Source organism: Arthrobacter sp. 05T423 (genome assembly GCF_056396245.1).
In genome coordinates, this window is the sequence record NZ_JBFTLC010000007.1 from 16,519 (window position 1) to 41,995 (window position 25,477).

The following is a 25,477-nucleotide window of genomic DNA, read 5'->3' on the forward strand; positions in this document are numbered from 1 at the left end:
GGCCGGAGCGGCCGAACTGCCGCCCTGCGCATCCGGAGCCCAGCGCTGGCCTCCGGGGCCCCAGCGGGGCCGTCCCTTGCGGAACAGGCGTCAACGTTACTCGATCGTTACCAACGCCCGCAAAACGCCGTGAGGGCCGCCGGCGGTACTGCAGGTGTTTCCCCCATCTGACCTGCGGCAACGCTGTGTTACACCGGCCTGACGCAAGGCGCAGGCCGCCGTGCTCCTACGGTGCTGACCGGTGTTCAGGGCGGGAGTTGGACTGTCCGGCGCCTGGCCGGAAAGAATGGGCGGGTGAGTGCTGCCGGCGATTTCGTGGATGACACCCTGCAGCGCGAGGCTTCGTGGTACCGGGCGGAGGAATTGCGTCACCGGTTTGGCAGCGGCATGGAGTACTACGGCGCATCGGTGGGCGCGGTGCGCGGGACGGTCCGGGACGCGCTGCGCCGCCATGGCGGACTGGCCCACGACGAGGTCACTGCCCTGAGCTCCGAACTGTGGGAGGTGCCTGTTTACGAGCGGCGACTGGCCGCCGTCGTTCTCCTGCAGTCCAAAGTGGAGCTGCTGACCAACTCTGACCTGACCCGTATAGAGGGCTTTGTGCGGGAGGCGCAAATGGCGCCTCTCGTCGACCCACTGGCCGTCGACGTCATTGGTCCGCTGGTCGAGAAGCTTGCGGGCCAGCCTCGGGTGCGCGCGGACGCAGTACTGGATCGGTGGGCGGGGGACCCGGACGTCTGGCTCCGCCGCGCGTCGCTGATGGCATCCCTGCGGGGACTTGGATCGGGTGGCGGTGACTGGGATGGTTTTGTTCGCCGCGCCAAAATCGCTACGGACCTACCGCTGGCCCGGACCACGCCGGCCGGGACAACACAGGGCAGGGCGACGCCGGACATGGGCCCCGACCAGGAGGCCATCGCGGCCGTGCTGGACGCGGTGGCGGAGCGAAGGCCGGAACTTCGGCTCACCTTCCGCCACTAGGTCCCAGGTCCCGCGGACTGCCGAAGCTAGACCGAAGCCGGTGCGGGCTGCAGCTCGTCTGAGTCCTCGGGGGAGGTGGCTTCCGCGGCCGGCGCCGCGGCCGGGGGAACGGACGGGGCTGCGTGGATGAGCTGGCGAAGCGGGTGGAACTGGCTGTGGCCCATGCTGCCGAATTCGTAGGCGCTCTCGGCATGCTCGGAGCGGTCGACGCCGGCGATCTCGGCCTCATGGCTGACGCGGAAGCCGATGGTCTTGTGGATCGCGATACCGATGACGGCGGTCATCAGCCCGGAGAGCGCGAGCGTGATGAGTACGGCAACGGTCTGGGCGATGAGCTGCTGGATGCCGCCGCCGTAGAAGAGCCCGCCGCCTTCGCCGTTGACGGGGAGGGCGATGAAGCCCAGAGCGAGGGTACCCACCAGGCCGGAGCCCAGGTGAACGCCGACGACGTCCAGGGAGTCGTCGAAGCCGTATTTGAACTTGAGTTCAACGAAGAGCGCGGAGGCCACGCCGGACACCAGGCCCAGGCCGATGGCGGCCACTGGGCTGATGTTGGCGCACGACGGTGTGATGGCCACGAGGCCGGCGACGGCACCGGACGCTGCACCCAGGGAGGTGGGGTGGCCGTGGCGGACCTTCTCCGTGAGGAGCCAGCTAAGCATGGCGGCGCAGGGCGTCACCAGGGTGTTGACCCAGATCAGTCCGGCCTGCTCTACCGTGGTGGCGGCGCCCGCGTTGAAGCCGAACCAGCCGAACCAGAGGAGGCCGGCGCCGAGCATGATGAACGGGACGTTGTGCGGGCGGTGCCCCGGGTCCTTCCCGAAACCGTGGCGCTTGCCGACGATCAGGGCGAGAACCAGGGCGGCGATGCCGGAGCTGATTTCGACGACTGTGCCGCCGGCAAAGTCGATGACCTGGCCGAAGATGGCACTCACAGCTCCGCCCTGGCTCATGAGGCCGCCGCCCCAGATCATGAAGGCGAGCGGGCAGTAGACGGCTGTGATCCAGATCGGCACGAAGAGCACCCAGGCGGTGAACTTGGCGCGGTCTGCGATCGCGCCGCTGATGAGGGCGACGGTGATGATCGCGAAGGTTGCGGCAAAGCCGGCCTTGATCAGGTCAGGGGTGCCCATCAGCGCGCTGAGGCCGAAGCTGGCGAACGGGTTGCCGAACAGGCCGAGAACGCCTTTGCCGGTGCTCATGGAGTAGCCCCAGAGCACCCAGACGACGCCTACGATGCCGGCGGACACGAAGCTCATCATGATCATGTTCAGGGAGGCCTTGGCTCGGGTCATGCCGCCATAGAAGAGGCCCAAGGCCGGGGTCATGAGCAGCACCAGTGCCGCCGACACCATCATCCAAACGTTCGCCGCAGTGATTTCCACGCGTTTTCCCTTCCCAGGAAACTCAACCTTTCCGCGGACCGCTGATGCCGGCGCCGCGCCCCTTATTGATAGTGGTGGACTTATGTTTCGGGACTGGGCGTGCCAAGTTACACGGGGGTTTCGAAAACCGCGTCTACGTAAAGCCCGCGTGACTGCCGTGTTTCGGAATTGTTAACGGCACCTGTTCGCCGGGTCCGTTTTACATGGCCGCTGCGGTCGTTTCCCGGGGATTCCGGGGCAGAAGCGGGGTGCCGCGGTGAAGATGGCCGGGAACCGGCCGCGTTACGAACACATGAATGAAACTTATCCACGTCGGGGCTTTATTGCCGGAGCGGATGGATTGGACGCCGGACCTGTTGACCAGGTCCGGATGGGGCCGCCACCATGGGATATGACTGAATCTGCAGCTACCGGCGATGACTACTTCACTGAGAATCCGCACGCTGATGTTCCCGCGGAAACCAGCACCCCCGAGGCCGGGGCGGAGAGCCCCGAGACGGTCGACGGCATTGCCGAGGAGGTGCGCGACGAGATCCGGTTGGGCCATGTGGAGGACGACGTGAGCCACGTCCTGAAGGAACGGTTGGACGGCGCCGGCATCAGCATGCGTCCTGAAGACGTGGACGACCTTGCCGAGGACATCGAACGGGACGTGTCCAGCTAGGAACCGCCATGACCGACGCGCATAACCTGGAACGGTTTGTCACCGCGCAGAATGACGGTGGTACCTACACGCAGGCCCTGAAAGAGCTCCGCGCAGGCAGCAAGCGGAGCCATTGGATGTGGTTCATCTTTCCCCAGATCCTTGGCTTGGGGCAGAGCGCCACCTCCAGGAAGTACGCCATCGCATCGCTCGACGAAGCCCGGGCCTACCTGCAGCATCCCGTCCTGGGACCGCGACTGGTCGAGTGCGCCACCGCGGTGGATACCGTGAGCAACCGCGGCGCGGCGGAAATCTTTCGGCGGCATCGATGCCCGGAAGCTTCAGTCCTCCATGACGCTGTTCCTGCGTGCGGCAGCGGACGAGCCCGTGTTCCGGCGCGTTCTGGACCACTACTTCGACGGGAAAGCCGACGCCGCCACCGACGGGCTGCTGGCCAGCCCAGGCACCTAAGCGGTAGCTGCCCTTCACCCGGAAAGTTGGCGGACCTAGACTGGGAGCACGAGCCAGCCTGCACCCAGCGGGCTGCGCGGACGGAAGGACAGTGGCATGGGTCTGGACGACAAGATCGACAATGCAGCAGAAAAGCTTGGCGGCAAGGCCAAGGAAGGCGCCGGCAAGGCCAGCGACGACCCGGGTCTTGAGGCGGAGGGCAAAACTGACCAGGCCAAGGCCGATCTGAAACAGGCCGGTGAAAAGGTCAAGGACGCCTTTAAGAAGGACTGACCAAACACGATCACCACGTATGACTCTCCGTCTACAGCGGAGATTCGAAGGGAGTCCCGTCCGGGAAACCGCGGCAGGGCTCCCTTTTCCTGTGAGGCCACTTAGCGGCTGGCGCTGACCTCCACCAGTTGGACGTCGTCCAGCCCGCCGTTTACGACGACGGCGGTCATGTACGTGCAGACGGGTTGCCGGCGGCGGTCGGTGGGGGAGCCGGGGTTGAGCAGGCGCAGGCCCCCGGGCGCCAGCGTGTCCCAGGGAATGTGCGAGTGGCCAAAAACCAGGACGTCGGCATCCGGGAAGAGGGCTTCGCAGCGCTGCTCCCGGCCCTTGGCCTGGCCGGTCTCGTGGACCATGCTGAACCGGACGCCGTCCAGCGCCACACTGACCGACTCGGGCAGGCGCCGGCGGAGCTCGTCGCCGTCGTTATTGCCATAAACACCGACCAGCCGCCGGCTGCGCTGTTCGAACTCGTCGAGCAGGCCCGCGCTGACCCAGTCACCCGCGTGGAAAACCACGTCAGCGTCCTCGACGGCGGCCCACACCTGGTCAGGCAGTGCCCGGGCGCGCTTCGGGACGTGGGTGTCGGCAACAAAGACAAGGCGCAGGCTCATCGAAGCATCTTCCCATGAGGCAGACTGGGACGATGGAGAAAATCGTCCCGCCCTCGCCCGGTGATCCCCGCCGTCCCCTTGGCCCCCGCGACCCTGGTGACGCCTGGGTGGAGGGCGACCGGGGAAAGTTCTGGGGCCGCTTCGGATCCGCCGGCCTCCTGGTCCATGATGCGGGTAAGGGCGTCCTGCTGCAGCACCGCGCCACCTGGAGCCACCACGGCGGAACCTGGGGACTCCCGGGCGGCGCGCTGCATCAGGGCGAGGACGCCGTGACGGGAGCGCTGCGTGAGGCCTTTGAGGAGGCGGCCGTTCCCGAACAGAACGTCAAGGTCCTCTTCACGTCCGTGCTCGACGTCGGCTACTGGTCCTACACCACCGTGGTGGTTCGGGTGCTGGAACCGTTCGAGCCGGCCATCAGCGACCCCGAAAGCATCGAACTGCTGTGGATCCCCGTCGAGGAGGTTGCCGGAATTAACCTGCATCCTTCCTTTGCCGCCTCCTGGCCCGAGCTGTGCGCCAGGCTGCTGGACGGTGCCGGTGCCGGACAGCCATAGCCGACGGCCCTTGTGATGAACGGCTTTTTGTGATGGAAACCGACAAGTTCCGGCTGCTGCTGGAAGAGGAACGGGCGCGGAAGCTCGCCCTCCTGCCGGCACTCAGCGCAGACATCGCTTCCGCCAATGCCGCCCGGCAGAACTCCAACGTGGACGATGAGCATGACCCCGAAGGTGCCACCATCGCTTTTGAACTCTCGCAGGCCTCGGCGCTCCTGGACCAAAGCCGGTCCGGCCTGGCCCAGGTGGACGCTGCGCTCGAGCGGATCCAAGCGGGCACTTACGGTATATGCACGGTGTGCGGAGAACAGATTGCGGAAGGGCGGCTGGAGGCGCGTCCCTGGACCCCGTTCTGCATCCGGCACACGGGCGGCCGGGCCTGACTCCCGCCCAGTTGCGGCCGATGCCCCTGGGCTGTTCCGCCGGAGCGAAGAGCACCGTACTCTAGGGCTGGGAGGTGATTGCTATGCAGGCAACCCAGGGAGACCGCATCATCATCCGGGGCAGGACAGTGGAGTCCTCGGACCGGCACGGTGAGATTCTGGAGGTCCGGGGCGCCAACGGGGCGCCGCCGTACCACGTCCGTTTTGACGATGGCCACGAGACCATCCTGTACCCCGGCGGCGACTTCACCGTCGAGCACCACACCACCTAGCACCGGAGCCTCAGGAAACGGGCTGGCCCTTGATCGGGGCGCGGTCAGCGCCGTATTCCGCGGTTACCAGGATGGGCAGGTGGTCCGACTTCCCACGGGGGAGCGTTTCCACGCTTTCGATGTCCAGTCCCAGTGACGTGGCAAAGTCGAAGTGGCCCTTGAAGACCTTGTACCGGGTGTAGGTCCTGCGGTTACTCAGGGACAGCGCGTACCCGGAGTTCTTCATGTGCACGTCGAGGCTCTTGGTGAAGAACGGGTAGTTGAAGTCGCCCACCATCAGTGTCATGAGCCCGGTGCCCATGCTCAGCAGCTCGGCGTGCGCCGCATGGATCTGCTTGCGCCGCAGCGAATTTGACGCGGTGAGCGGGGCGGCGTGGAACGAACCCACCACCAGCTCATGGTCGGTTTCGTTGTCCACCATGCGGGTGCCGATCAGCCGCTCATGGGCTGGCGCCATCACGCGGTCGTGCACGGACTTCTTCAGGGCAAAGGTCTGGGTATCCAAGGCCGTGAACCGGCCAGCGCGGTAGTAAATGGCCAGCCCCAGCCTGTTGCCCTTGGTGTAGTCGGCCAGGTGGAGCGGGCCGAGCGTGTCAGGCAGATCGGATGAGTCGCACTCCTGAAGGCAGAGGACGTCTATCCCAAAGTTGCGGGCCAGACTCATCAGTTCGCCACTCGCCTTGTGCTTGCGGAGGTTGTAGCTAATAACTCGCATCAGTGGAACACCTCTTCCGAGGGCTGCTAGAAGGACCAGTCTCCGAGTCTACCCAGATCATCATATGGAGATCCGGACATTAAGCGCGCGTCCGGCGAGGCAAAATATGCCGCGCCGGACGTATGCCGGATTCCGCAGGCGGCTGTGGCCGGAGACCTGCCGCGTTGTTATCCCGATTTGTTGACCTTCGAGTGGCTACCTTCCGCCGGGGCCTTGTACCTGGGTGTATTCGCCGGCCGTGACCGTGCCGAGCTTAGTGGCGCCGTCAAGGGAGCCCCGTCCAGTCCTGATTCCACCTGCGAGATGTCCGCGGAGTAGTTGGTGACGGTGTGGCCGTCGACCTTGACGCCGGCGCCGGAGTTTTGCCACTGCGGTGGCGCCGTCCATGAGCGTGATGGCGACTTCCTTGGCCGCATCCCAGGCGAGGTCATCGGCGTCGTAGTGGGTGTCCTCGGAGACCGAGGCGGCCGTCACCATCTGGGCGCGGGACGTCGAGCTGGTGCCGGTCTGTGCGCGAGGGCTCCAGCGAGGACGGCCCGGCGCGTCGGCCTGGCCTTGGTGTGCTTGCGTGCCGGGTCGAGCTGGTGCCGGGCTGGGCTGAGGGCGCGCGGTTCATGGCCGCTTTCTGCTGCAGGAATCATTGCGGACAGCCACGTGTTGGAGGAGTAACGGAACCATTCCCGAGGAGGAAGCCCTATGGTCAGAGCGGTCTGGAACGGCGCCGTGATCGCGGAGAGCGACGCCACCGTGAAGGTGGAGGGCAACCACTATTTCCCCAAAGCGTCAGTGCGCGCCGAATTCCTGGAGGACAGCTCCCACTCCACCTATTGCCCGTGGAAGGGGGAGGCGAGCTACTACAGCCTGCGTGTTGACGGTCTGCGAAACGAGAATGCCGCCTGGTACTACGCCGACCCCTTCTCCGAGGCTGCCCGCATCAGGGATCATGTGGCCTTCTGGCACGGAGTCCGGGTTGAGGCCTGACACGGCGCCGCACGCCCTAAGCGATAGAGTGAATCGGGATTAACCGATCACGCTTTTGAAGGAGTCACCGTTGACTGCTGAACTCCCGGAACTCGCCGACGGCGACTTCTACTACCAGGACCTCGGCGGCGGCCGGTTCCGCTCAACTATCCACGCGCAAGGCGCCTGGAACGCCCACGAACAGCACATGGCCCCCGCGTCGGGGCTCCTGGCGGACCGGCTGGACCGGCATGAGCCGCGGGCCGACATGCGGATGGCCAGGCTCAGCTACGAAATCCTGGGACTGATCCCGGGCGGCGAATTCGAGGTGGTCACCAGCACGCTGCGCCCGGGACGAACCATCGAGCTGCTGCAGGCTGACCTGGTGGCGGCCGGGCGCGTGGCCATCAGGGCGACAGCCTGGCGCATGATCACCAGTAATACGTCTGCGGTGGCCGCCGTCGAGGATGGCGCCATCCCCACTCCAGAGGAATGCAAGCCCTATGACGGGGCCAGCGTCTGGCCGGGAGGGTACATCCGCTCCCTGGAGATGCGGGTGGCGGAAGGTCACCGGCCCGGTGCCGGGAAGGTGTGGCTGCGCACGGACCATCCACTCACGGACGGAAACGACAGCACGGACATGGCACGGCTCATGGGGCTTGTGGACACCGCCAACGGCATTGCCGCGCGGGTGCCGCCGGGCAAGGACAGCTACGCCTTCCCGAACCTGGACCTCCAAATCCACATGTACCGGAGGCCCGAGGGCGAGTGGCTAGGGCTGGACAACGCCGTGTCCTTTGGCGTCGACGGCATCGGCCTTACCTCGACGGTGCTCCATGACCGGTCCGGCCCATTCGGCCGGGCGGAACAGATCCTCACGTTGCGGAAAAGCTGACCGCCTAGTGGAAGACCAGCCAGCCCGCGAGCGTGGCGAGGGCGGTCAGCAGGGCGCCCCACGCCATGTCCACGGCAATGAGCTGCAGCGGCCAGGACTTGAGGGTCGCGGCGTTGGTGAGGTCGTACGTTGCGTAGGCGAAGGCGCCCAGCGCCGCCCCATGGCCGACGGCGGTCAGCCAGGTGCCGCCGTCGAGCGCGGGCCGCAGGGCAAAGAAAACGATGCCCGCGATGTAAATCAAATAGAACGCCAAGGCGTACCCTAGATGGGGCCGGTCGGCCAGCAATTCACCGATGTGGCTGCGGTAGAACGGGTTCATGAGTTTGAGCCACACGGCGTCGATCACGGCGAAGGCGGCCGCGACCACCAGAAATTGCAATACGACCATAAGGGAGCTTAGCAACATGCAGCAGGCCGGGTCTGATTCACGGACTCTGACCCTCGTCCGGCAGGTGCAGTCCCTGGGCGCCCTCCGGGACCTTGACTTCGGGATCGAGCTCCTCGGCAAGGCAAGGGCAGGGGAGACCGGACCCACCCTTCGGCTGTACCGGCCGGCACCGACTGTTGCCTTCGGCCAGCGCGACACCCGCCTGCCGGGCTTCGGCGCCGCCGCCCAGGCCTGCCGCGACCTGGGGTTCGAGCCACTGATCCGCAAGGCGGGAGGTCGCGCCGCCGCGTACCACGAAGGCACCCTGATCATTGACCACGTGGAGCCGCACAGCGATGCGATCGCCGGAGCCAAGGGCCGCTTTGGCTTCTTCGGCGAGATGCTGGCCGGGGCGCTCCGGGGCGTGGGCGTGCACGCCGCCGTCGGCGAGATCCCGGGGGAGTACTGCCCGGGTGAATACAGCGTCCACGGCTTCGCCCCCGACGCTCCCGGCCACCGGATCAAGCTGGTGGGCACCGCCCAGCGCGTGGTGTCCGGCGCGTGGCTGTTCAGCTCCGTCGTCGTGGTGGAGAACTCGGCGCCCATCCGCGAAGTGCTGACGGCCAGCTACGCGGCCCTGGGGCTGGACTGGGATCCTGCCACAGCCGGCGCGGCCAACGACCTTGTGCCCGGCCTTGACGTGCAGGCTATCGAGGACGCGGTGGTCCGCACCTACGCGGAGTACGCCACCCTGGGCGAGGCGGACTTCAGCAGCCTCCGCGCCTAGCAACTGTGCCGCCCCTGCGGCCCGGCTATTCGGTGGCCGGCGGGATCTGGCAGATCATGAGGACGTTGCCGTCCGGATCCCGGAAGCTGAACCACTGGTCATCGTTGATGTCCGTGAGTTCCACACACCGGGTTTTCATGAATGCGTGGGCGGCCTGGATGTCGGCCGTATTGAAGTGAAAAGCAGGAACCTGGAAGACGGCGCCGGGGGCGTAGATCTTGCTGTCGAGAACGAGGCCCGCCCCCTCCATGGGCAGAATGTACAGATGGTCCAGCAGGACCCTGTCGTCGGCGGGCACGCCGAGCATGCCGCAATACCAGTCGCGGGCTTCCTCAATATCGCTGACGGGGACGAAGACGGTGCCGATCTGCGGCGAAACTGGATTCACAGCAATCCTTTGGAACGCGGAATGGAACTCGAACTGGAAAGCGCTGGTCTGGCCGTCCCGGAGGTGGGGCTGGCCCCGGAATTTTCGTACCCAGGGTTGTCGCTTTCAAACGCCCACGAGAGGACGATTAAAGAACAGCCGCTGCAAAAGGAGGTCGGTGATGTGCTATTCATCGCGGGCGGATTTCGGCTGGGACACCCGGAAGGACGCGGTCCCAAAGCCTGACGCGCACCGGGAGCCGGTGCCACCGCAAGCTGCGCCCGGAAAACCGGTGCCTGTGGACCATCCGGAACCCCGGACCCACGCGGACGACACCAGGCTGTGGGCCTTCCTGGCCCGCCGCAAGGAAGCCCGCACTCCCAGGCCGATGCCGGACCGGATCGCCGAAAAGGTCTGAACAAAACAGTAAAGGCACCGGATTCCGGTGCCTTTACTGGTGAATCTTCGCTGTGGCGTGAGCCCTAGGCGGCGAGCCTGCTCTTGACCTCGGCTGCGGAGGGGTTCGTGGCAGCGGTGCCGTCCGGGAAGAGAACGGTGGGGACGGTGCGGTTGCCGCCGTTGATCTGTTCCACGAGCTCGGCCGTACCGTCGACCTCTTCGATGTTGATTTCGGTGTAGCCGATGCCCTGGGCGTCCAGCTGCTTCTTCAGCCGGTTGCAGTAGCCGCACCAGGTGGTCGAGAACATGGTGATGGTGCCGTCTTCGGGGGTAAAGTCCACGGGCTCTCCTCGGATTGATATGGTCCTGTCGGTTTCCTTCCCCTCAACCGTAACCCGGGCGCCGGTATTCCCCCGCCTCTGTTGCAATGGCATGCTGGTGCCATGTGTGGACGTTACGTCATGGCCCGGGCAGTGGGCGATCTGCTGGCCGAATTCGACGCCGAACTTGAGAACGAAACCGTAATCCCGCCGTCGTGGAACGTTGCGCCCACGGATGGCGCGCCAATCGTCCTGGAACGGCTTATCGACGGCGGCACCGTCCGCCAGCTGCACGTTGCCCGCTGGGGCCTGGTGCCGTCCTGGGCGAAAAGTCCGGGCATAGGTCCGAAAATGATCAATGCCCGGAGCGAGTCGGTCCTCGAGAAGCCGGCGTTCCGCAAGGCTGTCCAGTCGAGGCGCTGCGCGGTCCCGGCCGACGGTTACTACGAATGGAAACAGGGCGAGGGCCGCAGCAAGCAGCCTTATTACGTCCACCCCCGGGACGACTCGGCCATTGCTTTCGCCGGACTGTACGAGTGGTGGAAGGACCCGTCCGTGCCGCCGGGTGAACCCGCCCAGTGGATGCTCTCGATGTCCATCATGACGGCGGACTCGCCGCCGGCGGGCACCGAAGGCACGGTGTTCGCCGAACTGACCGCGCTCCATGACCGCGTTCCGCTGCCGATGAGCCGCGACACCATGTCAGCATGGCTGGACCCCGGCGTGGACGACGCCCCCGGGCTGGTGGATCTGGTGCGGTCCGGGGTGAAGGACGTTGCCGCAGGCTGGAGGGTGGATTCCGTGGGCAAGGCGGTGGGCAACGTCCGCAACAACTCCCCGGAGCTCATCGAACCCGTGGAGGCACTGTTCTAAGGCCGCGATAAGACGGTTCTGAGCCTGCGGTCAAACGGTGACCTGGCCGCCGTCGTCCACTGTCCAGGTGGGGTTGAACGCAATCTCCCAGCGGAAGCCGTCCGGATCGGCGAAGTATCCGGTGTAGCCGCCCCACGGCTGGGTCTTGGGCGGGGCCACGATGGCCGCGCCGGCAGACTCTGCCTGAGCCATTACGTGGTCCACCTGCTCAGCGCTGCCGACGTTGTGGCTGAGCGTAATGCACGGGACCGCGGCGGGCGCATCGACGGCGGCCTCGGCCTGCATCTGCCCGGCATCCCACAAGGAGAGAATCAGGCCGTGGTTGGCCTGGATGAACACCACCTCGTCGGTAACCTCGCGGTGGACCGGCCAGCCCAGGCCGTCCACATAGAAGCGCCGGGAGGCGGCCACGCTGCGCACTCCCAATGAAATAAAATCGACTCTGGGCTGCATGGTTCGATACTGTCATGATCATGCCCACAAATCACGGAGACGAGAAAAACGCCCAGGCTGACCGGGAACAGCTCGCCGCCGTGCGGGTCGCGGTGGACGAGGTGGACGAGCAGATCGTCACGCTGATCGCCCGCCGCGAGCGCCTGATCCGCATCGCAGGGACCCTGAAGGGTGACGACGCCGAGGTGCGCGCACCGGGCCGGGTGGAACGGGTCATCGAGCATGTGCGCGCGGCCGCTGAGAAAAAAGAAATAGACCCGGACATCGTGGAAACCACGTACCGGGCCATGATCTCGAAGTTCATCGAGCTTGAGATGAAAATCCACAATGACAACAGCTGAGCCGTTGCTTCCGTTTGGCTAGCCTGCCGGCTGACAGGATCGGGCCGACGGGTCCGGGCTGCCGACGGCCTAGCCGCTGAATGGCGCGCCGGGGCGCGGGGCCGGCTGGTCCGGGCTGATGCCCGGTGCCGCTCGCAGGGGGCGCTGACCCTCTAGAGCTTCTCCTCGACGGGCACGCCGGACTGGAATTCCCGCCCGTCGGCCTCGCTGAACGCGGACATGAGGTGGCTCTTGTCCAGCCCCATGACCGTGCTCATGGGGAAGTTGCCCGTGATGGTGTTGCCCGAGTGCTCAACGCTGCTGAGGTCGAAGTTCTCCTCTGTGCCGTCATGGCTGAAGGAGTAGATCGAGACCGCCTCGCCGTTCATGAACTCGATTCCCAGCCTCCGTTGATGTGAATAATCCGGAGTGGCAGCCACAAGCCCCACAACAAAGGCGCCCGATGCTGGAATATTGCCGTCGATATCAAACCTGGCCACCAATGTGCTTTCTTTGGCGGCGATGCTTACCTGCTTCAGGAGCGCGTCATTGGAACTCATGGCACCATCCTGCCCTGTGAGCCGCCGTCCGTCCACACCCATGTAGGTTTTGTCCCGGGCCCGGCGTAGACTTGAAGTATTCGAATACATATTCGAATGCCTGCGTATATTCTGCAGGATGAGATTGGTATCCGGAGGCACTATGGGAACGTTCAGCGAGTCTGTTGACGTCGTCTGCGCACCCACCGGTGAGCCTGCTGAGCTTCGGTGGGGCGGCAGGGATTACCGGGTCTGCGCCGAGCCTGTGCGCTGGTATGAGCGCCGCCAGTGGTGGGCCGAAGAGCGGCGCGCCCCGCTGGGAAGCGGCCCCGGGCTTGTCGACCACGAGATCTGGCGGGTGCAGGTCCTCCCCGCCGGCAAAAGCCCTCAGCCGGAAACCCCGGCCGCAGACGCACCTGAACCTTTGACCCTTGACCTGGTGAGGCATGCAGGCAGCGGACGCTGGAGGTTGCTCCGGATCCACGACGCCCTCCGGCCCAGTGTTGCACTCCGACCCAAAACAGCATGAGCTTCACTCACCTGCACGTTTCCACCGCCTTCAGCGCCCACTACGGTGTCTCCTGGCCCGATGAGCTCGCCCAGGCGGCAGCGGCCCAGGGGGCGACCGCCCTGGGGTGCACCGACCGGGACGGCCTGTACGGCACCGTAAAACATCTCAAGGCATGCATGGCTGCCGGGATTGACCCGGTGGTCGGCGTGGATCTGTCAGTGTTCGACCACGAGGGAGACCATGACGCCGTAATGTCCGGTGAACAGGTGCCAGGTGCCCGGTTGTCCAAAACCCGGTTTTCGGCTGCCCGCGTGACCGGGCGGGTCGTTGTCCTAGCGCACGGTCACAACAGCGGTGAAGGGTACAAGGCACTGTGCCGGCTGATCTCCGACGCACACGCACGCACCACTGGCAAGGCCGGGGGAACAGTTCCCGTCGCCGTCACCAGAGCTGAACTCGCATCTCGCGTCCTGGACCCGGAAACCCTTAAACCCGTGCTCACTGTGCTGCTGGGCCCGGATTCCGACGTCGGCCTTGCGCTGGGCGGACGGCGGTACCTTCGGCCCCGCACCCTTTTTAAGAGCTGGCTGGACGCCATGCCCGCCGGAAGCGTCGCAGCAGAGATCGTCACCCACCTCAGCGCCCCGGGTGAACCATTGAGCACGGCCCACGCGGTCCGCATGCTCAAACTGGCGCAGGAGCATGGCGTGCCCGCCGTGCTCACCAACGCCGTCCGTTACTGTGAGGAGGACGGGGCGGCCACCGCAGACGTCCTCGATTCGGCCCGCACACTGAAGTCGCTTCCAGAACTCTCCGCCGCGCCGCTGCTCCAGCCCACCGGGCAGGGGTGGCTGAAATCCCCGGACCAAATGCTCCAGTTGGGCAAGGAAGTCATTCACGCCGCCGGCTACGGGGCCGCCGATCTCCAGGTGCTGCTCGCGCAGACTGAGGCGCTCGCGGACCGGTGCCGCATGGATCCCGTGACCGACATGGGCTGGAAGCAGCCTGTGGTTCCCGAGGCCGCCGTCATCGGCATCGAAGGGGATCCGCTGGCAGAACTCGCCCAGCGCTGCGAGGCCGGAATTGCGCGGCGCTTCCCCGGCATTTCGGGGAAGGCGGAAGCAGCCATGCGCGTCAGGCTGCAGCATGAGCTGAAGATCATTGCCCGCCTCGGCTTTGCTTCCTACTTCCTGACTGTGGCAGAGGTGTCCCGCATGATCCTGGACATGGGCGTGAGGGCGGCAGCCCGGGGGTCTGGGGCCTCCAGCCTGGTGAACTACCTGATCGACATCAGCCAGGTGAACCCCCTTCAGCATGACCTGATCTTCGAACGGTTTCTCTCCGGCGACCGCTCCACGCTCCCGGACATCGATATCGATGTGGAAAGCGCCGAGCGGCACAACGTCTACCGGAAGATCTTTGACCGGTTCGGCTCCCAGCGCGTCACTCTGATGAGCATGCAGAACGGGTACCGCGCTCGCGGTGCGGTGCGGGACGCCGGGCTTGCGTTGGGGCTGGACGACGGCGATGTCGGTGAGATTGCCAAGCAGCTGTGGCGCTTTTCAGCCCGGAAATTCCGGGAAGCCCTGGAGGAAAAACCGGAACTTCGCGAATTCGCCGGACGGGTGGAACAGCGTAACTTCTCGGAGAACCAGCAACTGGACCTCCTGGTGGACCTCACCGAACGGCTGGACCGTCTTCCGCGCCACATCTCCATGCATCCCTGCGGGGTGATCCTCGGTGATGCCACCCTGCTGGACCGGAGCCCCGTCCAGCCCAGCGGCCTTGGGCTGCCCATGAGCCAGTTCGACAAGCACGACATGGACCCCATGGGCATGCTGAAACTCGACGTCCTGGGTGTCAGGATGCAAAGTGCCATGGCCTTCGCCGTGCGGGAGATCATCCGCATCCATCCCTCCAAGGCTGAAGTGGTGGCGGCGGGAGCCCATCCCGTGGCGCCAGATGGCACGGGTCCCGATTACATCAGGGAGGACGGCCTGATCGACCTCAATGCCGTGCCGCTGGACGACGAGCCCACCTATGAGCTGATCAGAAGCACCCACACCCTGGGGTGCTTCCAGATCGAATCACCGGGCCAGCGGGAGCTGGTCGGAAAGATGGCCCCGCGCGAGTTCAACGACCTCATCATCGACATATCACTGTTCCGCCCCGGCCCCATGAAATCGGACATGGTCCGGCCCTTCCTCGAACACCGGCACGGCTTCGCGCCGGAGACCTACCCGCATCCGGACCTGAAGCCGGTGCTGCAGGAAACCCATGGGGTGACGGTCTTTCATGAGCAGATTCTGAGGACCTTTGACGTGATGACCGGCTGCGGGCTGGCGAAGGCCGACGAGTTCCGCAGGGCGCTGAGCAACGAGGTCAAGGAAGGCCACGTTGAGGAGTTTTTCCGCCGCGAGGCAAGGGCCAGGAAGTATTCGCCGGAGGTAGTGGACAAGGTCTGGGGCACCCTGAAATCGTTCGCCAGTTTTGGCTTCTGCAAAGCCCATGGCGCCGCCTTTGCCGTGCCCACTTACCAGTCGGCCTGGCTGAAAGCCCACCATCCGGAAGCATTCCTCGCGGGCCTGTGGGAACACGATCCCGGCATGTACCCCAAGCGGCTCCTTGTTGCCGAGGCGCGGCGCATGGGCATCCCCATCCTTCCGCTGGACATCAACCGCAGCGGGGCTGAATACCGGGTGGAACGGGTAGCGGAGGGCCCGGACCGAGGAAAGCTGGGCATCAGGCTGAGCCTCAATGGCATCTTCGGGCTGTCCGGTTCTGAACTGAAGCGGATCGTAGCCGGGCAGCCCTATGACTCTCTGGCGGATCTGAGGGACCGCTCCAGGCTCACCAAGCCCAGCATCAAACGGCTAGCCCAACTGGGCGCTTTTGACTCCCTGCACCGGGAATCCGGCGGGACGGCCAACCGGGCAGACCTTGTGCACCACCTTCAAAGCCTCCAAAGCAAGCCGGCAAGGAAGGCCGCCGACGTCATTGAGGGGCAACTTGCACTGCCCCTTGGCGACGTCGAACTGCGGAACGTTAAGCCCGGCCTGCCGGAGCCGACCACGGTGGAGACCGTCCGGGCAGAATTGGACCTGATGGCAGTTGATGTCAGTGAACACCTGATGTCCAGCCACCGCCCGCTCCTGGACCGGCTGGGTGTCACCACCGCCGACAAGCTGCTGGGTTTGCGCAACGGCACGGAGGTTCTGGTGGCCGGTGTCCGCATCGCCACCCAGACACCGCCCATGCGCGGCGGCAGGAGGGTGGTCTTCATCAGCATCGACGACGGCACCGGGTGCGTGGACTCCGTGTTCTTCCACGAAGCCCAGGAGCATGCCGGCCCGCTGCTGTTCGGCACCCGCCTGCTGCTCATCCGGGGAACCACCCGGCGGACAGGTCCGCGCGGCATCAGCCTCAGCGCCAGCATGGCCTGGGACCTCAGCCAGGTGGACACCCTGCCGTTCCCTGAGCGGGAAAACGGTGAACAGGGGACCAACGGCCGCGATGACACCGAACAGGAATTCAGGCAGCCGGGACCTCTGGAAGGCATCAGCAGAAACCTGGCCATCACCGGCCTGGGGAGTTGAACTGGCCTATCCCTTTTCCAATAGTTCCAACCGGCCGCGGCCGTGGCGCTTTGGCTCGCCACTTCCGCAACAGATAACATTGACGAGGCTGGCTGTGGTCCCCGTACGCCACAAGCTACGAAGCCTGAACTTTGAATAGGAGACACCCGTGTCAGATGCCCAGCAGATCACCCTCATCGTCGATGGCGAAGAAATGAAGGTGACTACCGGGACCACCGGCGCGGAACTCTTCTTTGAGCGCCGCGACGTCGTTGTGGCCCGGGTCGACGGCGAGCTGAAGGACCTGGACCAGCCCCTTCCCGAAGGCGCGCAGGTTGAAGGCGTCACCATCGATACCCCCGACGGGCTCAACGTGCTGCGCCACTCCACCGCGCACGTCATGGCCCAGGCCGTACAGCAGCTGCGCCCGGACGCCAAGCTCGGCATCGGTCCCTACATCACTGACGGGTTCTACTTCGACTTCGACGTCGAGGAGCCCTTCACTCCGGAGGACCTGCGCCAGCTGGAAAAGATGATGCTCAAGATCATCAACCAGAACCAGAAGTTCGTCCGACGCGTCGTCTCCGAGGACGAGGCCCGCGAAGCCATGAAGAACGAGCCCTACAAGCTCGAGCTGCTGGGCAAGAAGAACGACGCCGCCGACGCCGGCGAAGGCGTCAACGTTGAAGTGGGCGCCGGCGACATCACCATTTACGACAACGTCGACCGCAAGAGCGGGGACAGCGTCTGGTGCGACCTGTGCCGCGGCCCCCACCTGCCCAACACCAAGCTCATCTCCAACGCCTTCGCCCTGACCCGGTCCTCGGCCGCGTACTGGCTGGGCAACCAGAACAACCAGCAGCTGCAGCGCATCTACGGCACCGCGTGGCCCACCAAGGAAGCCCTGAAGGCCTACCAGGAGCGCATCGCCGAGGCCGAGCGCCGCGACCACCGGAAGCTTGGCGCCGAGCTGGACCTGTTCTCCTTCCCCGATGAGCTGGGGTCGGGTCTCCCTGTCTTCCACCCCAAGGGCGGCATCATCCGCAAGGCCATGGAGGACTACTCCCGGCAGCGCCACGTGGACGCCGGCTACGAGTTCGTCTACACCCCGCACATCACCAAGGGGCACCTGTACGAAGTCTCAGGCCACCTGGACTGGTACAAGGAGGGCATGTTCCCGGCGATGCACATCGACGCGGAACTGAATGAGGACGGCACGGTCCGCAAGCCCGGCCAGGACTACTACCTGAAGCCGATGAACTGCCCCATGCACAACCTCATCTTCCGCTCGCGCGGCCGGTCCTACCGCGAACTGCCGCTGCGGCTCTTCGAATTCGGCTCGGTCTACCGCTACGAGAAGTCCGGCGTGGTCCATGGCCTGACCCGCGTGCGGGGCATGACCCAGGACGACGCCCACATCTACTGCACCCGCGAGCAGATGAAGGATGAGCTCACCACCACGCTGAACTTCGTCCTCGGCCTGCTCAAGGACTACGGCCTGGACGACTTCTACCTCGAGCTGTCCACCAAGAACGAGGACAAGTTCGTCGGCGAGGACGCCGCCTGGGAGGAAGCCACCCGCACCCTGGCCGAAGTTGCCGAGGCCTCCGGGCTAGAGCTCGTTCCGGACCCGGGCGGAGCCGCGTTTTACGGGCCCAAGATTTCGGTCCAGGCGAAGGACGCCCTCGGGCGCACCTGGCAGATGTCCACCATCCAGCTCGACTTCAACCTGCCTGAGCGCTTCGAACTCGAGTTCCAGGCCGCGGACGGCACCCGCCAGCGGCCCGTCATGATCCACCGTGCCCTCTTCGGGTCGGTGGAGCGGTTCATGGGCGTCCTCACCGAGCACTATGCCGGTGCCTTCCCGGCCTGGCTGGCTCCCGTGCAGGTGGTGGGTATCCCCGTGGCGGAGGCCTTCAACGATTACATGTTCGACGTCGTTGACAAGCTCAAGGCTGCCGGCATCCGCGCCGAGGTGGACATCTCCTCGGACCGCTTCCCGAAGAAGATCCGCACGGCCAGCAAGGACAAGATCCCGTTCGTCCTGATCGCCGGCGGTGAGGACGCCGAGGCAGGCGCCGTCTCCTTCCGCTTCCGGGACGGCAGCCAGGACAACGGGGTGCCTGTGGCCGAGGCTGTCCAGCGGATCGTTGACGCTGTCCGCGACCGGACCAGCTAGCCGCGGCGGAGGGGGAACACGTGCAGGAGAACACGGATTCGGGCTATCCCGGCGATGCGGAGGTAACGGACGATTTTGGCTTGGCCGGCGTCCCGGATGCCTTCCAGCGGCTGTGGACTCCGCACCGCATGGCCTACATCAAAGGCGGGCAGCACCAGTTCAAGAACCAGGACGACTGCCCGTTCTGCGTCGCGCCCGCGCGCAGCGATGAGGAGTCGCTCATCGTATACCGCGGTCGCACGAGCTACGTGGTGCTGAACCTGTTCCCCTATAACCCCGGCCACCTTCTCGTGTGCCCCTACCGCCACGTCCCCGACTACACGGACCTGACGGTGGAGGAGACCGCGGAATTCGCCGACCTGACGCAGACCGCCATGCGTGTGCTGCGAAAGGTGGCGAATCCCGGCGGCTTCAACCTCGGTATGAACCAGGGGATCGTGGGCGGTGCCGGCATCGCGGGGCACCTGCACCAGCACATTGTGCCCCGCTGGGGAGGGGACGGAAATTTCTTCCCGATCATCGCCCAGACCAAGGCGATCACCCAGACCCTCGGCGAGGTCCGCCAGCAGGTCGCCGATGCCTGGCCCGGGGAGACGCATGCTGAATAGGCATGCCCGCGGGTTCTTCACCGCGCTGTTTACCCCGATCGCACGTTGGCTACTGAAAATGGGCGTCTCGCCCGACGCCATCACTATTGTGGGAACAGCCGGCGTGGTGGTGGGGGCCCTGGTCTTCTATCCGCTGGGCCAGCTGTTCTGGGGAACGGTCTTCATCACGGCGTTCATCTTTTCCGACGTCATCGACGGCATCATGGCCAGGATGCAGAAGCTCGGTGGGCGCTGGGGCAACTTCCTGGACTCCAGCCTGGACCGGCTGGCGGACGGTGCACTCTTTGCCGGCCTGGCCATCTGGTTTTTCACAGGCGGCGCCGACGCCCCCATAGCCGTTGCCGCCGTCGTCTGCCTTGTTCTTGGCATGGTGGTCTCCTATGTCCGGGCGAAGGCGGAGTCCCTTGGCTTCCAGGCGAACGTGGGCATTGCCGAACGTGCCGAACGGCTGGTCTCGGTACTGGTGATCACCGGCCTTACCGGTGCCGGACTGCCGCCCGTCGTGCTGCTGGCGACCCTGGTGCTGCTGGCCGCGGCGAGCTTCATTACCGTGGTCCAGCGTGTCCTGGCCGTGCGGATCCAGTCGCTGGAGGACTCCGAACAAACCTGATTAAGCCGGGCTGCCGCGGGGGGACTAGTATTAGGACTGCCCGGTCAATGGATCCGGTAATCCGGTGTGTGCGAAAAACGGCATCTCCGTGCCGTCTGCACTCCCGGCGAAGGTCATCTAGCTACCCATAGGGGTTTTTGTGTCTACACCTGATGTAAGCAACGAAGCCGGCTCGTCCGCCAACAGCGTGACGGGCAGCAACCGCGTCAAGCGCGGCATGGCAGAGATGCTCAAGGGCGGCGTCATCATGGACGTCGTTAACGTCGAGCAGGCCCGCATCGCCGAAGATGCCGGTGCCGTTGCCGTCATGGCGCTTGAGCGCGTCCCGGCCGACATCCGCGCCCAGGGCGGCGTGTCCCGCATGTCCGATCCGGACATGATCGACCAGATCATCGACGCCGTCTCCATCCCGGTCATGGCCAAGGCCCGCATCGGGCACTTCGTCGAGGCCCAGATCCTGCAGTCCCTCGGCGTGGACTACATCGACGAGTCCGAGGTCCTGACCCCGGCCGACTACACCAACCACATCGACAAGTGGAACTTCACCGTTCCCTTCGTCTGCGGTGCCACCAACCTCGGTGAGGCCCTGCGCCGCATCAACGAGGGCGCGGCCATGATCCGTTCCAAGGGCGAGGCCGGCACGGGCGACGTTTCCAACGCCACCACGCACATGCGCCAGATCCGCGCCGAGATCAAGAAGCTGGCCTCGCTGCCCGAGGATGAGCTGTATGTGGCCGCCAAGGAGCTGCAGGCACCGTACGAACTGGTCAAGGAAATTGCCGCCACCGGCAAGCTCCCGGTGGTGCTGTTCACCGCCGGCGGCATCGCCACCCCGGCCGACGCCGCGATGATGATGCAGCTTGGCGCCGACGGCGTGTTCGTCGGCTCCGGTATCTTCAAGTCCGGCAACCCGGCCCAGCGCGCCGCCGCCGTCGTGAAGGCCACCACCTTCTTCGATGACCCGGACGTCATCGCCAAGGCCTCCCGCGGCCTGGGCGAGGCCATGGTCGGCATCAACGTGGACGAGATCCCGCAGCCGCACCGCCTCGCCGAGCGCGGCTGGTAGCGTTCAGGCGCTTCTCAAGGAGCGTGGCGCAGGGCGCCCTGCCCCTTGAGCCTCTGCGCCCTCTCTTGTTGAGCCGAGAGAGTTAAGCGCGATCATAGCCAGGACATAGACGACGGCGGCCGGTCACCTAAGTGACCGGCCGCCGTCGTTCTTCCCCAAAAGCCAAGCGCAAGGGTGGGTTGGCGCCCGGTTTACTCCAGACCGCGGCGCTTGAGGAGCGGCTCCATGGCGGCGTCGCGTCCCCGGAGGGTACGGAAGGACTCGAGCGGATCCCGGCTGTTGCCACGGGAAAGCAGTTCGGCGCGGAAGCGGTCGCCGTTGGCCCGGCTGAGCCCGCCGTTCTCGGTGAACCAGTCGACGGTTTCGGCGTCCAGTACCTCGCTCCAAATGTAGGAGTAGTAGCCCGCAGCGTAGCCGTCGCCGGCGAAGATGTGCTGGAAATAGCCCGTCCGGTACCGTGGCGGAATCAGCGGATGGGCCACCCCCGCAGCGGCCAGTGCCTTCGCCTCAAACTCAAGGGCGTCCTCCGGGACGCTGCCGGCTTCCTGGACGTGCCAGGCCAGGTCCAGCAGCGCAGCGCCAAGGTACTCCGTGGTAGCGAACCCCTCGCCCCAGAGGCGCGATTGGTTGAGCCGGTCCACGATGTCCTGGGCCAGCGGCTCCCCGGTAGCGTGATGGCGGGCGTAGTTGGAGAGCACCTCCGGCCACATGGTCCACATTTCGTTGACTTGCGACGGGTACTCGACGAAGTCCCGCGGCACCGAGGTGCCGGAGAAACGGGGATAGGTGACATCGGAGAACAGCCCGTGCAGGGCATGGCCGAACTCGTGGAACGCCGTCCGCACTTCATCGAGCGTGAGCAGCGTGGGCTCGCCGGCCGGCGGCTTGGAGATGTTCAGGTTGTTGATGACCACCGGCTTGGTGCCCAAAAGCGCCGACTGGTCCACCAAGGAATTCATCCAGGCGCCGCCGCGCTTGGTTTCGCGGGTGTAATAGTCACCCAGGAACAATCCCAGCTCTGTTCCGTCCGCGTCGCGGACCTCCCAAACGCGGACGTCCTCGTGGTAGCCGGCGAGGTCCTCCCGTTCATGGAAGGTGATGCCGAAGAGTGAGGTCGCGGCGAAGAACACCCCGTCCTTCAGGACTCGGTCGAGCTCAAAGTACGGCCTGAGGGCCTGCTCGTCCACGGTGTAGCGTTCCCGCCGCACCTTGGCGGAGTAGTACGCCCAGTCCCAGGCCTCCAGCGGGTGGCCGGCGCTCTCGGCGAGGGCGGCGGCCTCGGCGTCGGCGTTCCGGACGGCGGCAGGCGCCAGTCGGTTCAGCATGGACCGGACGGCGCCGAAATCCGGGGCTGTCTGCCGGTCCACCACCAGTTCGGCGTAGTTGGCGAAGCCCAGCAGGGCGGCCTTTTCGGCCCTGAGCCTGACCATGGATTTCACCAGGTCGAGAACGTCGAGGTCTCCGCCGGCACTGCCGCGCGCCACGGACGCCTCGAAGAGCCGGCGGCGTACGTCCCTGTTGTCCAGTGCGGCCAGTGCGGGTTGGTTGCTTGGCTGGATGAGCGTCAGAAGGAATTTGCCGTCGTGCCCGGCAACGCGCGCTGCTTCGGCGGCGCTGGCGATCTCGTCGCCGGGAAGGCCAGCGAGGTCACCGGCGCTGTCCAGCAGCAGTGCGGCGGACTTCATCGCTTCCTTGACGCGCTGCCCGAATTCGGTACCCAGCCGGGACAGCTCGGCGTTCACCAAACGCAGCCGGTCCTGGCCGGCGTCGTCCAGCTGGATGCCCGACTGGCGGAACTCTTTGAGGTACTCTTCGACAAGCCTGGCCGATTCGGCGTCCAGGCTGGCGATGTCCACGGCGGCGAACCGCTCGTATAGGGCCCGGTTCAGGTACACGGCGTCCTGATGGGCGGCGAACTGCGGCGACAATTCGGTCTCCAGCTTCCTGATGGCCTCCGAGGCGTCGGCGGAAACCAGGGTGAAGAACGAAGCCGCGGCGCGGTCCAGCAACCGGCCGGATCTCTCCATGGCCAGCGCCGTATTGTCGAAAGTGGCCGGCTCGGGGTTCTCCACGATGGCCTGGATTTCGGCCAGGTGCCCGGCGAGCCCGGCGTCAACCGCCTCGGCATAGTGGGCGTCGTCAATGTCGGCGAACGGCGGCAGTCCGAAGGGCAGGGCGCTGGGGGACATCAGGGGATTGGTCATGAAGCAACCCTTTCATGCAGCGGTACGGTGCACAATGTTTTGCCGGGCACCTCCGGCGGGTGGTTGCGCCGCGTACCGCAGGTGCTCTGTGGTCCCCTAGCGCGGCCGGCGGGCCGCGTGCTCCCGGGCCAGGACGGCGTAGCGGTCATCCGGTTCGCCGGGCGTGAAGCTGCCGTATTTGCGTTCGACGGCGGTCCGGATCAGGAAGTCGGCGATGGCCGGGTTCTTGGGGAGCAGGGAACCGTGCAGGTAGCTGGCCACGATGTTGCGGTACCGGGCGCCCTCCTGGCCGTCGCTGCTGTTGTTGCCCGTGCCCTTCGCCACCGTCCCGAGCGGTGCAACGCCCGGGCCCAGGGTGGTCTGGCCGCTGTGGTTTTCGTAGCCCAGGACCTCGCCGAACTCTGTGGTGGTGACCTTGACGTTGCCGATCAGCCGTTCATCCGTGCCGTGGGTCTCCACGTCCAAAACTCCGATGCCGGGAATGACCGGGCCTGAGCGGGTCTTGAAGAAGCGGCCAAACAGCTGGTACAGGCCGCAGATGAGGAGCATCGGCGTGCCGTCCTCGGCCATCCCCTTGAGGAGGCCGGCCCGTGACTGGAGGTCGTCCTGGATGACGAGCTGGCCGCTGTCCTGCCCGCCGCCGCCAAGGATGATGTCCACGCCGTCCGGGAACTCGTCGCCCACGTTGTACTCGAGGAGTTCCGGGGTGTATCCGTGCCATGTCAGGCGCTGCTGCAGAACCAGGGCATTGCCCCAGTCGCCGTAGATGTTCATCTCCCGCGGGTACAGCTGCAGGACCCGGATGGTGCCCTTTGACGCGGTAGTGCCGGCGGCTGAATCGGGGGTCAAGAGACCACCTCCACTGTGGTGATTTTGGACAGCTCACGGCGGATGGCGAGCATCGCGGTGTAGGTGCAGAAGACACGCTTCGGCTTGCCTTTGCCCTTGCGGATGAAGTCGGCCAGCGCGGCCGTAATGTCAGTGTCCACCGCCCCGATCTGCACTTCGTCGTACTGCAGGCGCAGGGCCATGTCATACGCCCGGGAGCCGGTGACCTGGTCCACGCCTTCTGGCCGCAGCGAGTCGAAGTCAACGTCCCACAGCCAGGACATGTCGCGGCCGTCGGCGTAGTTATCGTTGATGGCGATCATGGTGGCGTAGCCGCCCGAGGGGAACGATTTGAGGCCAAGCCGGAAGCCGCTCGGGTTTTTGACCAGGACCAGGTCCAGCGGGAGTCCGTCCACCGTGAGGCTTTCGCCGCGCCCAAATGCCGGAGCCACCTCGGACAGCGCCTTCAGGAGGGTGCCGTGGTCGGCCGTGGCCGCGCCGCTGCCGCAGATGCTGCGGGCCAGCGCCAGCGCCGCCGCGGCGTTGAAGATGTTGTAGACGCCGCGGAGCTTCATCCCGGTGGTGACCGTGACGCCGTCGTACTCAAAATCGGCGTGATCGGCACCGACGCGGCGGAGGACGACGTCGGCCTGGGGCCTTTGCGGTACGGCGGGTACGGGGCTGCCCGGCCCGGCGCGGAGTTCATCGTCGCTGGGGAAGGTGCCCAGCAGCGAGTCGTCCAGGCCAAAATAGAGGACCTCGGGGCCGTGCAGCGTACCGGCGATCCGGGCCACCCGCGGGTCCTCGCGGTTCAGCACCACGGTCCCGGTTGTCTTGGAGGCGATGTGCTGGAGGAGCTGGGCGGTCTTGTCGATTTCCCCGAAGCGGTCCAACTGGTCGCGGAGCACGTTCAGCAGCAGGCTGTAGCGCGGCGGGACACGGTTGACGAAGTGCACGGCGTGGGCTTCGTCCAGTTCCAGCACGGCGATATCCGCGTCGAGCCGGCCGCGCCAGTCCACGTCGCCGAGCAGTGCGGCAGCCACGCCCCGGGTGAAGTTGCTTCCGGTGCGGTTGGTGAACACCTTCAGGCCCTGGCTTTCCAGCAGTTCCACCACCATCTTCGTGGTGGTGGTCTTGCCGTTGGTGCCGCTGACCACGGCGACGCCGTGAGGGAGGGTGGACAGGGTCCGCTGCATGAAGCCGGGGTCGATTTTTTCTACAACCAGGCCGGGTAGTGCAGAGCCTCCGCCCCTGAGCCGGGAAACCCGGCGAACGAACTTGCCGAGCGGAACGCTGAGGGAAAACATGCTCTGTAATATATCCCAGCA

29 protein-coding genes and 1 pseudogene are annotated in these 25,477 nt (G+C 65.6%); 19 read left to right on the forward strand and 11 right to left on the reverse strand.

Translation table 11 applies throughout. The annotated features are described in order from the left end of the window. Nucleotides 1-294 precede the first annotated feature (294 nt). Complete coding sequence (locus tag AC1DFE_RS07725) at nt 295-981, forward strand: DNA alkylation repair protein (RefSeq protein ID WP_476905320.1); 687 nt, start codon at nt 295-297, stop codon at nt 979-981. Nucleotides 982-1,007: 26 nt separating this feature from the next. Here the strand turns inward: AC1DFE_RS07725 and AC1DFE_RS07730 are convergent, their stop codons facing one another. Next, nucleotides 1,008-2,366, reverse strand: a complete 1,359-nt coding sequence (locus AC1DFE_RS07730; RefSeq protein ID WP_476905321.1) for an ammonium transporter — start codon at nt 2,364-2,366, stop codon at nt 1,008-1,010. Nucleotides 2,367-2,757: 391 nt separating this feature from the next. Between AC1DFE_RS07730 and AC1DFE_RS07735 the strand changes: the two genes are divergently transcribed. The 3 genes and pseudogenes from AC1DFE_RS07735 (at nt 2,758) to AC1DFE_RS07745 (ending at nt 3,753) form a co-directional block, all read left to right on the forward strand. Beyond that, complete coding sequence (locus AC1DFE_RS07735) at nt 2,758-3,030, forward strand: hypothetical protein (protein WP_476905322.1); 273 nt, start codon at nt 2,758-2,760, stop codon at nt 3,028-3,030. An 8-nt stretch (nt 3,031-3,038) separates the two neighbouring features. Beyond that, nucleotides 3,039-3,480: pseudogene (locus tag AC1DFE_RS07740) on the forward strand (DUF1810 domain-containing protein). Between the two features lie 96 nt (nt 3,481-3,576). After that, nucleotides 3,577-3,753, forward strand: coding sequence for a CsbD family protein (locus AC1DFE_RS07745; protein WP_003800599.1), 177 nt, complete (start codon nt 3,577-3,579; stop codon nt 3,751-3,753). A gap of 101 nt (nt 3,754-3,854) precedes the next feature. On the opposite strand, the gene AC1DFE_RS07750 is transcribed toward AC1DFE_RS07745, so the two are convergent. Next, nucleotides 3,855-4,364, reverse strand: coding sequence for a metallophosphoesterase family protein (locus tag AC1DFE_RS07750; RefSeq protein ID WP_476905323.1), 510 nt, complete (start codon nt 4,362-4,364; stop codon nt 3,855-3,857). A 14-nt stretch (nt 4,365-4,378) separates the two neighbouring features. On the opposite strand from AC1DFE_RS07750, the gene AC1DFE_RS07755 reads away from it, so the two are divergent. The 3 genes from AC1DFE_RS07755 (at nt 4,379) to AC1DFE_RS07765 (ending at nt 5,573) form a co-directional block, all read left to right on the forward strand. Next, entirely contained in the window at nt 4,379-4,918 is a 540-nt protein-coding gene (locus tag AC1DFE_RS07755; RefSeq protein ID WP_476905324.1) for an NUDIX domain-containing protein, read from the forward strand. A gap of 32 nt (nt 4,919-4,950) precedes the next feature. After that, a complete protein-coding gene (locus AC1DFE_RS07760; RefSeq protein ID WP_476905325.1) occupies nt 4,951-5,301 on the forward strand; it encodes a TraR/DksA family transcriptional regulator in 351 nt (116 codons plus the stop codon). Nucleotides 5,302-5,384: 83 nt separating this feature from the next. Then, nucleotides 5,385-5,573, forward strand: a complete 189-nt coding sequence (locus AC1DFE_RS07765; protein ID WP_214856379.1) for a DUF1918 domain-containing protein — start codon at nt 5,385-5,387, stop codon at nt 5,571-5,573. Nucleotides 5,574-5,583: 10 nt separating this feature from the next. On the opposite strand, the gene AC1DFE_RS07770 is transcribed toward AC1DFE_RS07765, so the two are convergent. Then, nucleotides 5,584-6,288, reverse strand: a complete 705-nt coding sequence (locus tag AC1DFE_RS07770) for an endonuclease/exonuclease/phosphatase family protein (protein ID WP_476905326.1) — start codon at nt 6,286-6,288, stop codon at nt 5,584-5,586. Nucleotides 6,289-6,984: 696 nt separating this feature from the next. On the opposite strand from AC1DFE_RS07770, the gene AC1DFE_RS07775 reads away from it, so the two are divergent. Both AC1DFE_RS07775 and AC1DFE_RS07780 read left to right on the forward strand, forming a co-directional pair. Further along, nucleotides 6,985-7,269 (forward strand): DUF427 domain-containing protein, encoded by a 285-nt coding sequence (locus AC1DFE_RS07775; protein WP_476905327.1) that lies wholly within the window; start codon nt 6,985-6,987, stop codon nt 7,267-7,269. Between the two features lie 70 nt (nt 7,270-7,339). Beyond that, on the forward strand, nt 7,340-8,143 hold the full coding sequence (locus AC1DFE_RS07780) for a thioesterase family protein (RefSeq protein ID WP_476905328.1): 804 nt from the start codon (nt 7,340-7,342) through the stop codon (nt 8,141-8,143). A 4-nt stretch (nt 8,144-8,147) separates the two neighbouring features. Here AC1DFE_RS07780 and AC1DFE_RS07785 read toward each other — a convergent pair whose 3' ends face one another. Further along, a complete protein-coding gene (locus AC1DFE_RS07785; RefSeq protein WP_476905329.1) occupies nt 8,148-8,531 on the reverse strand; it encodes a DUF2177 family protein in 384 nt (127 codons plus the stop codon). Nucleotides 8,532-8,547: 16 nt separating this feature from the next. Here AC1DFE_RS07785 and AC1DFE_RS07790 point away from each other — a divergent pair, with 16 nt between their 5' ends. Then, the gene (locus AC1DFE_RS07790; protein ID WP_476905330.1) at nt 8,548-9,297 is read left to right on the forward strand and encodes a lipoate--protein ligase family protein; all 750 of its coding nucleotides are present in this window, start codon (nt 8,548-8,550) and stop codon (nt 9,295-9,297) included. Nucleotides 9,298-9,322: 25 nt separating this feature from the next. On the opposite strand, the gene AC1DFE_RS07795 is transcribed toward AC1DFE_RS07790, so the two are convergent. After that, nucleotides 9,323-9,685, reverse strand: a complete 363-nt coding sequence (locus AC1DFE_RS07795) for a VOC family protein (RefSeq protein ID WP_476905331.1) — start codon at nt 9,683-9,685, stop codon at nt 9,323-9,325. A 21-nt stretch (nt 9,686-9,706) separates the two neighbouring features. Between AC1DFE_RS07795 and AC1DFE_RS07800 the strand changes: the two genes are divergently transcribed. Continuing rightward, on the forward strand, nt 9,707-9,910 hold the full coding sequence (locus tag AC1DFE_RS07800; protein WP_476905332.1) for a hypothetical protein: 204 nt from the start codon (nt 9,707-9,709) through the stop codon (nt 9,908-9,910). Nucleotides 9,911-10,146: 236 nt separating this feature from the next. Here the strand turns inward: AC1DFE_RS07800 and AC1DFE_RS07805 are convergent, their stop codons facing one another. Next, nucleotides 10,147-10,404, reverse strand: coding sequence for a mycoredoxin (locus tag AC1DFE_RS07805; protein ID WP_078028863.1), 258 nt, complete (start codon nt 10,402-10,404; stop codon nt 10,147-10,149). A gap of 102 nt (nt 10,405-10,506) precedes the next feature. On the opposite strand from AC1DFE_RS07805, the gene AC1DFE_RS07810 reads away from it, so the two are divergent. After that, entirely contained in the window at nt 10,507-11,256 is a 750-nt protein-coding gene (locus AC1DFE_RS07810; RefSeq protein WP_476905333.1) for an SOS response-associated peptidase, read from the forward strand. A gap of 30 nt (nt 11,257-11,286) precedes the next feature. Here AC1DFE_RS07810 and AC1DFE_RS07815 read toward each other — a convergent pair whose 3' ends face one another. Next, complete coding sequence (locus AC1DFE_RS07815) at nt 11,287-11,709, reverse strand: VOC family protein (protein ID WP_476905334.1); 423 nt, start codon at nt 11,707-11,709, stop codon at nt 11,287-11,289. Nucleotides 11,710-11,723: 14 nt separating this feature from the next. Here AC1DFE_RS07815 and AC1DFE_RS07820 point away from each other — a divergent pair, with 14 nt between their 5' ends. After that, nucleotides 11,724-12,050, forward strand: a complete 327-nt coding sequence (locus AC1DFE_RS07820; RefSeq protein ID WP_476905335.1) for a chorismate mutase — start codon at nt 11,724-11,726, stop codon at nt 12,048-12,050. A 152-nt stretch (nt 12,051-12,202) separates the two neighbouring features. Here the strand turns inward: AC1DFE_RS07820 and AC1DFE_RS07825 are convergent, their stop codons facing one another. Continuing rightward, the gene (locus AC1DFE_RS07825) at nt 12,203-12,589 is read right to left on the reverse strand and encodes a hypothetical protein (RefSeq protein WP_377952144.1); all 387 of its coding nucleotides are present in this window, start codon (nt 12,587-12,589) and stop codon (nt 12,203-12,205) included. A 142-nt stretch (nt 12,590-12,731) separates the two neighbouring features. On the opposite strand from AC1DFE_RS07825, the gene AC1DFE_RS07830 reads away from it, so the two are divergent. From AC1DFE_RS07830 to pdxS, 6 genes are all read left to right on the forward strand, one after another. After that, nucleotides 12,732-13,097, forward strand: a complete 366-nt coding sequence (locus AC1DFE_RS07830; protein WP_476905336.1) for a DUF6504 family protein — start codon at nt 12,732-12,734, stop codon at nt 13,095-13,097. After that, a complete protein-coding gene (locus tag AC1DFE_RS07835; RefSeq protein ID WP_476905337.1) occupies nt 13,094-16,675 on the forward strand; it encodes a DNA polymerase III subunit alpha in 3,582 nt (1,193 codons plus the stop codon). Before AC1DFE_RS07830 ends, AC1DFE_RS07835 begins: the two co-directional genes overlap by 4 nt. A gap of 193 nt (nt 16,676-16,868) precedes the next feature. Continuing rightward, a complete protein-coding gene (gene thrS / locus AC1DFE_RS07840; protein WP_476905444.1) occupies nt 16,869-18,833 on the forward strand; it encodes a threonine--tRNA ligase in 1,965 nt (654 codons plus the stop codon). Nucleotides 18,834-18,853: 20 nt separating this feature from the next. Continuing rightward, on the forward strand, nt 18,854-19,441 hold the full coding sequence (locus AC1DFE_RS07845) for an HIT family protein (protein WP_476905338.1): 588 nt from the start codon (nt 18,854-18,856) through the stop codon (nt 19,439-19,441). After that, nucleotides 19,431-20,051, forward strand: coding sequence for a phosphatidylinositol phosphate synthase (gene pgsA, locus AC1DFE_RS07850; RefSeq protein WP_476905339.1), 621 nt, complete (start codon nt 19,431-19,433; stop codon nt 20,049-20,051). Before AC1DFE_RS07845 ends, pgsA begins: the two co-directional genes overlap by 11 nt. Nucleotides 20,052-20,190: 139 nt before the next feature. Further along, on the forward strand, nt 20,191-21,117 hold the full coding sequence (gene pdxS, locus AC1DFE_RS07855) for a pyridoxal 5'-phosphate synthase lyase subunit PdxS (RefSeq protein ID WP_306923942.1): 927 nt from the start codon (nt 20,191-20,193) through the stop codon (nt 21,115-21,117). 191 nt (nt 21,118-21,308) lie between these two features. Here the strand turns inward: pdxS and AC1DFE_RS07860 are convergent, their stop codons facing one another. From AC1DFE_RS07860 to AC1DFE_RS07870, 3 genes are all read right to left on the reverse strand, one after another. Further along, nucleotides 21,309-23,321: a M3 family metallopeptidase gene (locus AC1DFE_RS07860; protein ID WP_476905340.1), complete on the reverse strand. Its 2,013-nt coding sequence runs from the start codon at nt 23,319-23,321 to the stop codon at nt 21,309-21,311. 96 nt (nt 23,322-23,417) lie between these two features. Continuing rightward, complete coding sequence (locus tag AC1DFE_RS07865) at nt 23,418-24,170, reverse strand: type 1 glutamine amidotransferase (protein ID WP_476905341.1); 753 nt, start codon at nt 24,168-24,170, stop codon at nt 23,418-23,420. Then, nucleotides 24,167-25,456, reverse strand: a complete 1,290-nt coding sequence (locus tag AC1DFE_RS07870; RefSeq protein WP_476905342.1) for a MurT ligase domain-containing protein — start codon at nt 25,454-25,456, stop codon at nt 24,167-24,169. The genes AC1DFE_RS07865 and AC1DFE_RS07870 overlap by 4 nt, the downstream gene beginning before the upstream one ends. Nucleotides 25,457-25,477 lie beyond the last annotated feature (21 nt).